This is a genomic window from Bacillus sp. EB106-06-01-XG163, assembly GCF_058791615.1.
In genome coordinates this window covers 112,575-122,026 of sequence record NZ_JBYTDS010000013.1, presented here as the reverse complement: position 1 = coordinate 122,026, position 9,452 = coordinate 112,575, and the positions used below count along the sequence as shown (strand labels likewise).

Here is a 9,452-nt window from a genome sequence, read left to right as displayed (position 1 = left end):
CGCACATCGCTGTGCGATTTATTTAAAACTTTGAATTAACAGGTACGTTTTGTCTTGTTTAGTTTTCAAAGATCATTTCAACCTCATCTCGAGGCGACTTTTTCAGTATAACATTTCAGCGAGTTGCTGTCAAATGTTTTTTTGTTTTTATTTCTCCGCCGCTGTGAGCTTTTTGTTGAAGCGCATCAGCGACGTTTAATAATATACCATGCCTATGATTCAGCGTCAACACTTTTTTTGAAAGAATATCCTCGATGATATACTTCCTGCCCTTTGGTCTCTATTTGAGATACTTCAACAAAGCCTTTTTCCGTCAGGTAATCAAGCATGACACCAAGATCTTGGGTGAAGTGCACCAGTTCAGGGTGCTGAAGCAATTCTCCAAACTGCCACATTTCTTTTTCTTTCATCACTTGAAAAAGGTGCGCAGAACCGATTTCAGCTTTTGAATGGATGAGAAAATCATTTGCTAAGAATAATAATTCGAGTCTTTTCTCCAAACTTTCGTGACTCTCGACAAGTTCGGAATATAGCTTATATACCTGCGGCTCAATGTGACGGACCTGGTTCCAGACTGTCGTTTCGGGATAAAACCCCCGGTCAATCACTTCTATGCGGGCCAAGTGGTGAAGAGCATGCACTACCGCATAATAAGCATCCAGAAAATGATCAGCTTCAAAAAACGCTTTTCCTTCTACAAATCTTCTGATCAGCTTGCCGTATTCCATTCCGATCTTTAATTTCCGCTCGGCGAAAGGAAAAGTGCTGAGCCGGTCATTGAGTTCAGATATATATTCATTGCGGTCAAACAGCACTTTGCCGTTGATGATCCAATCTATGACTCTTCTATTGGTCCCAAGCAGAATCCATTCCTGAAGCAGAGCATCCGTTACAATATGTAAAGAAGCGGTTTTTTGTTCGAATTCATAATGCTTTATAAAAAGAGGTTCATCAGTCTGTTTGACAATGACAAGCATGACCGCATCAAAGTTATCCGTGATGGATGATGCTTTACTCCTTCTCTCAATCATAAGGACGGCCAGCGTATCGGGATGACTTGCTCTTTCTTGGTAAATTGGACGGAGAAGATTGTCCATTACGATTCCTCCAATGCGATTGTTTCACTAGCTATTGTTTCTACATTTCTATGATAAAACATGAAAGTCCTTTTTTCTAAACACATTGCACTATTATAACAAATTTCCTTTCAGGTGCCATATTTATTCTTCCCTTTTCTTACGAAAACATGAAGAATATGCCATCTGTTTTGTGCTATAGTTAAACGAGAGGGGGATGGACATGGCGAAATACTCAAGCAAAATTAATAAGATCAGAACGTTTGCGTTAAGTTTGGTTTTCGTTGGGTTTATCATTATGTACATCGGGCTGTTCTTTAAGCAGTCTGTTTTGCTTGCCAGCTTGTTTATGATTCTCGGCCTGCTGTCGATCGGGCTCAGCACCGCCGTTTATTTTTGGATCGGTATGCTGTCCACAAAAGCGGTCCGGGTGATGTGCCCCGCTTGCGAGAAAGAAACGAAGATTCTGGGCAGAGTGGATATGTGCATGCATTGCAGAGAGCCGCTTACATTGGATAAAGGATTGGAAGGCAAAGCGTTCGATGAGTCTTATAACAGAAAAAACAGTGTAAAATAAACGAAGCTGACCGTATCAAAGCGGTCAGCTTCGTTTAGTGGTTTTCTTTTTTGGAACATTCTTGGCAGACGCCGTAAATCTCCAAACGGTGGTGGCTTACCTTAAACCCCGTGACGTGAGCCGCAAGCTGTTCCACTTCGTCAAGCCCGGGATAATGGAAGTCTACGATTTTTCCGCAGCTTTCACAAATGGCGTGATAATGGTCAGAGGTGACAAAGTCAAATCTGCTGGACGCATCTCCGTACGTCAGTTCCTTTACAAGCCCCGCTTCCCGGAATACACGCAAATTGTTATACACTGTCGCAACACTCATATTAGGGAATTTCCCTTCCAAGGCTTTATATATATCGTCCGCTGTCGGATGTGCCATAGAATCCACGAGATATTCCAGAATGGCATGACGTTGAGGAGTAATCCGGACTCCCGTATCCTTCAACGTGTCTAAGGCTTCTTTTAATTCATGTGCAGCCATCCGTCATGCACCTCTCTTCTAAAAAAGATTCTTACTTTATAATGTTTATAATTAGTGTACATCTTTTTCCGGTCTCCTGTCAAATGTAATCTGAAGAAAACCCCGTGAGTTCAGCATTTGTCCATTAATTAGACGCAATTTGTTCCAATTCTCGAAGCGCCTCGGCAACGTGATCTTTCACTTTTACCTTTCTCCACTCCTTCACAAGACGGCCTTCTTTATCTAACAAAAAAGTGGATCGCTCGATACCCATATATTCTTTCCCAAAATTCTTTTTCAGCTTCCACACATCAAAAGCTTCCGCCAATTTGTGCTCATCATCAACGAGGAGCTGGAAAGGAAGATCGTGTTTTTGCTTAAATTTTTCATGTTTATCACGGCTGTCAGGGCTTACTCCGATAATAACCGCATCAAGTCCCGCGAAACTTTCGTGCTGATCACGGAAATCACATGCTTCCGTCGTGCATCCGGGTGTCATGTCTTTCGGATAAAAATAGAGAACGACGTACTTCCCTTTAAAATCCGTCAATGCTACTTCTTCCCCGCTGTCATTCACTAATTTCATATCCGGTGCTGTTTGTCCGATTTCAATCGTCATTTCTTATACCTCCGGGTTTTTTATTAAGCGTATCCAATTCACGTTAAGATTACAACCGTTATCCTTCCGCTCTTTTCTGGAAGCATGAACCGTTGTGCTCGCAATGAAGCATGCTACAATAGAACATGATGTAAGGAGATATTAGGAGGGTCATTTTTTGTATACAAAATCAGTTGAACTTCATAAGGAAGCGTTAGAGCATATCGTCGGAGGCGTGAACAGCCCGTCCAGATCCTATAAAGCGGTAGGCGGCGGTTCACCCGTTGCGATGGAAAAAGCGAACGGCGCTTATTTCTGGGATGTAGACGGGAATCAGTATATCGATTATTTAGCGGCTTACGGCCCGATTATTACCGGACATGCCCATCCGCATATTACTGAAGCGATTAAAACAGCGGCTGAAAACGGCGTGCTGTACGGGACGCCGACCAAACATGAGGTCACTTTCGCCAAAATGCTGAAGGAGGCCATTCCTTCACTTGATAAAGTACGATTCGTAAACTCAGGCACTGAAGCGGTAATGACAACGATCCGGGTTGCACGCGCTTATACAGGCCGGACAAAAATCATTAAATTCGCCGGCTGCTATCACGGCCATTCTGATCTTGTACTTGTCGCTGCGGGTTCCGGTCCGTCTACGCTCGGCACTCCTGATTCCGCCGGCGTGCCGAAAAGCATCGCCAATGAGGTGATTACCGTTCCTTTCAATGATATTGAAAGCTACAAAGCCGCGCTGGATAAATGGGGTTCGGAAATTGCAGCGGTTCTCGTCGAGCCGATCGTCGGCAACTTCGGCATCGTTGAACCTGAAGAAGGATTTTTAGAACAGGTAAATGAATTGACCCATAAAGCGGGCGCGCTCGTCATTTATGATGAAGTGATCACGGCGTTCCGTTTTATGTACGGAGGCGCGCAGGATCTTCTTCAAGTGAAGCCTGATTTAACGGCGCTCGGTAAAATTATCGGGGGCGGCTTGCCGATCGGCGCTTACGGAGGCAAAAAAGAGATCATGGAGCAGGTTGCTCCGCTCGGCCCAGCATATCAAGCCGGCACGATGGCCGGAAACCCGGCATCTATCCTATCAGGCATCGCCTGCCTGGAAGTGCTGAAGGAAGAAGGCGTTTATGAGCGGCTTGATGAGCTCGGCGCCAGACTTGAGCAAGGCATTCTCGCCCATGCGGAGACACACGGCATTACCATCACCGTCAACCGTTTAAAAGGCGCGCTCACGGTTTACTTCACTGATGAAAAGATCGTCAATTACGAGCAGGCGGAAAATACGGACGGAGAAGCATTCGCCAAGTTCTTCAAGCTGATGCTTGAGCGCGGCATCAATCTCGCTCCATCGAAGTATGAAGCTTGGTTTATCACAACCGCACATACTGAAGAGGATATCGACGCCACTTTACAAGCCGTTGAAGATGCGTTCAGACATATGAAAAAATAACTGCTGAAACAAGCGGGAGCCCAGGGCTTCCGCTTTTTCTTTTTGTCCGATTTGTGAGATAATGGTTTTTTCAAAAAAAGACCTTGAATAATTGGTATGATCCCTGTATATTACTTTATTGTTTAGCAAATCAGCCGACAGGGAAATGTAAGTGTCAGCCGTTCGTTCGGCACATAATTTATTAGAGAAAGGAATGCACGCACAAACCAATGAAACTTGGTGCCCGCATTTTTAAAACAGGGATTGCGATTACGCTCGCGCTCTACTTAGCATCATGGATCGGACTTCCGTCGCCGATCTTTGCCGGGATTGCAGCTATATTTGCCATACAGCCCTCTATTTACAGGTCTTTTCTTATCATTATTGATCAGGTTCAGGCAAATATCATCGGCGCTGTCATCGCTACGGCATTCGGACTGATTTTCGGACCGAGTCCGATTATGATCGGATTGACCGCAGTGATTGTCATCACGATCATGTTAAAACTGAAAATTGAACACACCATTTCGATTGCGCTCGTGACGGTTATCGCAATTTTAGAAACACCGGGAAACAGCTTCCTGACGTTCGCTCTGATACGAACAAGCACCGTTATTTTAGGCGTGCTGTCTTCTTTTATTGTGAACCTTGTGTTTCTTCCGCCGAAATACGAAACGAAGCTGACTCATCATACGGTTGAATATACCGATGAGATCATGAAATGGATCAGGCTGACGATGCGTCAGTCCACGGAACACTCGATATTGAAAGAGGATATTGAGAAGCTGAAGGAAAAGATGATGAAGCTTGATCATACGTACCTTCTTTATAAAGAGGAGAGAAGCTACTTTAAGAAAACGACGTATGTAAAGTCGCGCAAGCTTGTATTGTTCAGACAGGCGATTATTACGGCGAATCGGGCGCTTGATACGCTGAAAAAGCTGCACCGCTATGAAAACGAGATTTATCATATGCCGGAGGAATTTCAGGAGACGCTGACAGAAGAAATTGATTATCTGCTTCATTGGCATGAAAGGATTCTGATGCGGACGGTCGGCAAGATCAAACCGCATGATGACGATGCTGAAGAAAGCATAAGATATAAACAGCTTTTGACGAAGTCTTTCTTGAAAAATCAGCAGAACTGCGAGGATGAACTGCTTGATTACAATATGCTCAGCATTATGGCTGCGGTTGCGGAATACCGCGAGCAGCTGGAGCATCTCGATACATTAATTACGAGTTTTCAGACATACCACCCGAAAGACAGCGAATTAGAAACAGACGATGATGAGTAACCCGGTGCTCTAGATAACCGGGTTTTTTTGCATTTTAAAAAAACGTATGCCGCCCATTCGGACGGCATACGTTTTTGTATCAGTTCAAATTCTGAATCGTAAATAAGTGTCTGTACTGACCGCCTTGGGCCATTAATTCCTCGTGCGTGCCGGTTTCGACGACGGCGCCGTTTTCCATGACGACAATTTTATCCGCGTGCGTAATCGTGGACAGCCTGTGGGCGACGATAAATGTCGTCCGGTTTTTCGCAAGCTTTTCCATCGCTTCCTGAATGTAGTGTTCACTTTCCAGATCAAGAGCCGATGTCGCTTCATCCAAGATTAACAGCGGCGGATTTTTTAAGAATACACGCGCGATGGAAATCCGCTGTTTCTGCCCGCCTGACAATTTGACGCCCCGTTCGCCGACTTTGGTTTCATAGCCTTCGGGGAAATTCATAATAAATTCATGGGCATTTGCCGCTTTCGCAGCCGCAACCACCTCATCCAGAGACGCTCCCGGTTTACCGATGGCGATATTTTCACGAATCGTCTCACTGAACAGAAACGTATCCTGAAGCACCATTCCGACTTGATTGCGGAGGCTTCTCGCTTCATAATCGCGAATATCTGTGCCGTCAATCAGCAGGCTGCCGCCGGATACATCATAAAAACGCGGTATGAGGCTGACAAGCGTCGATTTACCGCCGCCGCTCATCCCGACGAGCGCGACGGTTTCCCCTTTTGTCACCTTTAAGGAAACGTCCTGCAAAATCGTTTCTTTTCCTTCCTCATAACGGAACGAGACATTTCGGAATTCAACTTCGCCCTTAATGCCGTCAGCTTTTACTGCATTCGGTTTATCAGTCAGTTCATACGGCTCGTCGATAAATTCAAATATGCGGTCCATTGAAGCGATCGACTGGGTCAGCGTCGTCGATGAGTTGATCAATCTTCTGACCGGATTGTACATTCTGTCAATATAGCCGACGAACGCAACCATCGTCCCTACCGTCAGCGGACCGTTTATGACAAAATAACCCGCAAATGCGATAACGAGCAGCGGCGCCAAATCCGTAATGGTATTCACGACTGCAAACGTTTTTGCGTTCCAATTCGTATGACGGATCGCTCTGTCCAGAAAATGTCCGTTTTTTTCATCAAAATTGGCTTGTTCATAATCTTCAATGGCAAAACTTCTGATGACGGGCATCCCCTGAACTCGTTCGTGCAAATGTCCCTGAACTTGGGCGAGTGCCTGAGAACGCTCACGTGTCAGTTTTCGGAGGCGGCCGTAAAAGTATTTCACTGAAATTCCGTATAACGGAAACAAAATGACAGATATCAATGTCAACTTAACATCGAGTGTAAACATAATGCAGATGACGATCAGCACCGTCATCATATCAAGCCAGATATTCATCAGTCCCGTTATGACAAAGTCTTTTGTCTGTTCGACATCATTTATCACCCGGGAAATGACTTCGCCCGTTCTCGTGTTGGCATAAAACCTCAGGCTCAATTTTTGAATATGATCAAACAATACCCCCCTGATATCATAGAGCACCCGGCTGCCCGTCCATTGCGCGAAGTATTGCCGATAGTACTCTACCGGGGGACGCAGAATTAAAAACAGCACGAACATGATGCCCATTATCGTGAATAGCGATGATGTTTTAGCGCTTGCCGTTCCGCTCCCTTGAATAATGTCATCGACCACGTATTTTAACAGCAGCGGGAGAGCCAGCGGGATGGAGAATTTTATGATGCCGATTAACACTGTGATAAAAATTTGTTTTTTATAGGGCTTTACAAATTGCATATAGCGTCTGATTACGCCCACACTTTATCCCCCTCTCTCTTTAAGGCGTGTGAGCCCATGTGAAAAACCTGTTGACACCCCAACAGGTTTTTTATTGTATTCTTTATTTTGTATAGCGCAGATACCGTTCATACCACATATCAACAAATTCCGGAGCAAACGGTCCTTTCCGCTGATGAATCCAGTGCAGCAGCGTATTCAGATACTCCTTCAGAATGCTGTCGATCTCTTTAGGGTAATTCATTGATTTGCGGTGGTCATCGTATTCATCCTCGTCAAGAATGTTATACGTCATATCCGGAAACACCTTGACATCCAAATCGTAATCAATATATTTGATGGCCTCTCCGTCATAAGCGAACGGCGAGCTGATGTTGCAATAATAGTGTACCCCGTCATCTCTCAGCATTCCGATGACGTTAAACCACTGACGGGCATGAAAGTAGCAGATCGCCGGTTCTCTCGTCACCCACGTCCGTCCGTCGGATTCCGTCACCATTGTCCGGTCGTTGGCTCCGATGATACACAATTCCGTACTTTTTAAAATCGTCGTTTCATTCCAAATTCGATGAAGCAGCCCGTTATGCTTATAGCTGTGAATTTGAATGGTTTCTCCTTCCTTGGGATATCCCATATTTCTCCCCTACTTTCTGTAAAGCCCTGCAGTCAATGCAGCCGCAATTGCTTTCCGACAAGTCTTTTCACTATTATAACGTTACGAATTAAAAAATGAAAATAAAAGAACCACTCCGCTTCCGGAATGGCACATTCATTTCTGCACATAGGAAGACGGCTTTTCCGTGCTGCGATAAGACTGGATGACTTGCTCTGTCTGCCTTTGGAATAACTCCTGTATGCCGGCCAGGTCTTTTCGCTTTGTCGCAATTTCGTCCTGTACATTGTCCAGCTTTGCATCTCTTTCCAGACTGATGAGTTCCGCTTCCACCTGCCGGCAGCGGTCAAGTTCTGACTGCAGCTCGAGAAGCTGATCCATGATTTTCATCTGTTCACTTACAAGCTTTTCAAACTCTGACATCGGGTTCCTCCTTAGGCTTTTAGGTTGATACTCCTTACCATTTCGATTTTCCGCCGGAAAACCCTTTGACTCATTCTGTAGAGGAATCACAAGTTTTGTCGTTTCGGCAACAGAAAAAAGCACTTCCATCCGAAGATGAAGTGCTTTTTCGTTTCAGTGATTAGCTGTTTTGCTGTTTGTTTTGTTCAGCAGATTGGTTTTGCTTTCTAACCTGCTGCGCATCAGTTTCACTGCCGAATTCAGTGCCGTATTGACCCTGACCGGAAGCTGATTGCTGGTTTTGTCTTTTCACCTGCTGAACGTCTGTTTTGCTGTATTTTGAGTTTGCCATTGTTATCACCTCCACGCACTTTAGAATGCGCAGGAGATGATAAGGCTATTCATCTTTTTTTAAAACTTATACGAGCAGAGAGCGTCCGCCGTCAATAATGATGGTCTGGCCGCGGATCATGTCCGCTTTTGAAGAAACTAAAAACTCCACCGTATCGATCATATCTTTAATTTCGACCATTCTGCCGGCCGGCGTATTTTGGCGGGCATCTTCCAGCAGTTCATCTCTGTTAGGGAAATGCTTCAGCGCGTCCGTATCAATCGCTCCGCCTGACACCGCGTTTACGATGATATTTTTCGGAGAAAGCTCAACCGCCAGATAACGGGTTAACGATTCTAAAGCGGCTTTTGAGACACCGACCGTCGTATAGTTTTCAAGATAGCGGATGCTGCCGAGCGAGCTGATGCTGACGATGTGGCCGCCTCCGTTTTTCTCCATCATCTTTGCCGCTTCCTGGGCGCAGAAAAGCAATGCTTTCGCATTGATATTCATCGTCCAGTCCCAGTGTGTTTCTTCGAGTTCCATGACCGGTCTCAGCACGCCTGAAGCCGCATTATTGACGAACACGTCCAGTCTGCCGAATGTTTCGTCAATCTGGCGGAACATGTCTTTGATTTTTGCCGGCTGGCCGACATTGGCTTTAATGACGAGCGTTTTAACGCCGAGTTTTTCAATTTCTTCGGCGGTTTCTAATGCCGCTTTTTTACTGCGGGCGTAATTGATGACGATGTTGTATCCTTTTTCCGCGAGTCTGATGGCGGCTGCTTTCCCGACGCCTCGGCTGCTTCCCGTGATCAGTGCGCATTTATTTTGTTCCATTTTTCCTCAGCTCCTTGC

10 protein-coding genes and 1 pseudogene are annotated in these 9,452 nt (G+C 45.3%); 3 read left to right on the top strand and 8 right to left on the bottom strand.

The window, feature by feature from the left end; translation table 11 throughout:
- Positions 1-212: 212 nt before the first annotated feature.
- Entirely contained in the window at positions 213-1,097 is an 885-nt protein-coding gene (locus AC3WTF_RS15390; protein WP_032867647.1) for a nucleotidyltransferase-like protein, read from the bottom strand.
- 202 nt (positions 1,098-1,299) lie between these two features.
- Between AC3WTF_RS15390 and AC3WTF_RS15385 the strand changes: the two genes are divergently transcribed.
- Positions 1,300-1,653, top strand: coding sequence for a YgzB family protein (locus AC3WTF_RS15385; RefSeq protein ID WP_007408568.1), 354 nt, complete (start codon positions 1,300-1,302; stop codon positions 1,651-1,653).
- Positions 1,654-1,687: 34 nt separating this feature from the next.
- Here AC3WTF_RS15385 and perR read toward each other — a convergent pair whose 3' ends face one another.
- On the bottom strand, positions 1,688-2,125 hold the full coding sequence (gene perR, locus AC3WTF_RS15380) for a peroxide-responsive transcriptional repressor PerR (protein WP_003155465.1): 438 nt from the start codon (positions 2,123-2,125) through the stop codon (positions 1,688-1,690).
- Positions 2,126-2,249: 124 nt separating this feature from the next.
- Entirely contained in the window at positions 2,250-2,723 is a 474-nt protein-coding gene (gene bcp / locus AC3WTF_RS15375) for a thioredoxin-dependent thiol peroxidase (protein ID WP_003155466.1), read from the bottom strand.
- 157 nt (positions 2,724-2,880) lie between these two features.
- Here bcp and AC3WTF_RS15370 point away from each other — a divergent pair, with 157 nt between their 5' ends.
- Together AC3WTF_RS15370 and AC3WTF_RS15365 are read left to right on the top strand one after the other, a co-directional pair.
- A complete protein-coding gene (locus AC3WTF_RS15370) occupies positions 2,881-4,170 on the top strand; it encodes a glutamate-1-semialdehyde 2,1-aminomutase (RefSeq protein ID WP_007408567.1) in 1,290 nt (429 codons plus the stop codon).
- Between the two features lie 209 nt (positions 4,171-4,379).
- Positions 4,380-5,447, top strand: coding sequence for an aromatic acid exporter family protein (locus AC3WTF_RS15365; RefSeq protein WP_007408566.1), 1,068 nt, complete (start codon positions 4,380-4,382; stop codon positions 5,445-5,447).
- A gap of 79 nt (positions 5,448-5,526) precedes the next feature.
- Here AC3WTF_RS15365 and AC3WTF_RS15360 read toward each other — a convergent pair whose 3' ends face one another.
- The 5 genes and pseudogenes from AC3WTF_RS15360 to fabL form a co-directional block, all read right to left on the bottom strand.
- Positions 5,527-7,269, bottom strand: coding sequence for an ABC transporter ATP-binding protein (locus AC3WTF_RS15360; RefSeq protein WP_014417243.1), 1,743 nt, complete (start codon positions 7,267-7,269; stop codon positions 5,527-5,529).
- Positions 7,270-7,351: 82 nt separating this feature from the next.
- Positions 7,352-7,882: a nucleoside tri-diphosphate phosphatase gene (gene ntdP, locus AC3WTF_RS15355; RefSeq protein WP_003155475.1), complete on the bottom strand. Its 531-nt coding sequence runs from the start codon at positions 7,880-7,882 to the stop codon at positions 7,352-7,354.
- A gap of 135 nt (positions 7,883-8,017) precedes the next feature.
- The gene (locus tag AC3WTF_RS15350) at positions 8,018-8,284 is read right to left on the bottom strand and encodes a YgaB family protein (protein ID WP_003155476.1); all 267 of its coding nucleotides are present in this window, start codon (positions 8,282-8,284) and stop codon (positions 8,018-8,020) included.
- A 160-nt stretch (positions 8,285-8,444) separates the two neighbouring features.
- Positions 8,445-8,597, bottom strand: a pseudogene (locus tag AC3WTF_RS15345) (gamma-type small acid-soluble spore protein); the annotation flags it as partial.
- 84 nt (positions 8,598-8,681) lie between these two features.
- The gene (gene fabL / locus AC3WTF_RS15340) at positions 8,682-9,434 is read right to left on the bottom strand and encodes an enoyl-[acyl-carrier-protein] reductase FabL (protein WP_003155478.1); all 753 of its coding nucleotides are present in this window, start codon (positions 9,432-9,434) and stop codon (positions 8,682-8,684) included.
- Positions 9,435-9,452 lie beyond the last annotated feature (18 nt).

Coding starts and splice junctions, on each gene's coding strand:
- AC3WTF_RS15390 (WP_032867647.1), bottom strand. CDS start 1,097: ATGGACAATCTTCTCCGTCCAATTTACCAAGAAAGAGCAAGTCATCCC.
- AC3WTF_RS15385 (WP_007408568.1), top strand. CDS start 1,300: ATGGCGAAATACTCAAGCAAAATTAATAAGATCAGAACGTTTGCGTTA.
- perR (WP_003155465.1), bottom strand. CDS start 2,125: ATGGCTGCACATGAATTAAAAGAAGCCTTAGACACGTTGAAGGATACG.
- bcp (WP_003155466.1), bottom strand. CDS start 2,723: ATGACGATTGAAATCGGACAAACAGCACCGGATATGAAATTAGTGAAT.
- AC3WTF_RS15365 (WP_007408566.1), top strand. CDS start 4,380: ATGAAACTTGGTGCCCGCATTTTTAAAACAGGGATTGCGATTACGCTC.
- ntdP (WP_003155475.1), bottom strand. CDS start 7,882: ATGGGATATCCCAAGGAAGGAGAAACCATTCAAATTCACAGCTATAAG.
- AC3WTF_RS15350 (WP_003155476.1), bottom strand. CDS start 8,284: ATGTCAGAGTTTGAAAAGCTTGTAAGTGAACAGATGAAAATCATGGAT.
- fabL (WP_003155478.1), bottom strand. CDS start 9,434: ATGGAACAAAATAAATGCGCACTGATCACGGGAAGCAGCCGAGGCGTC.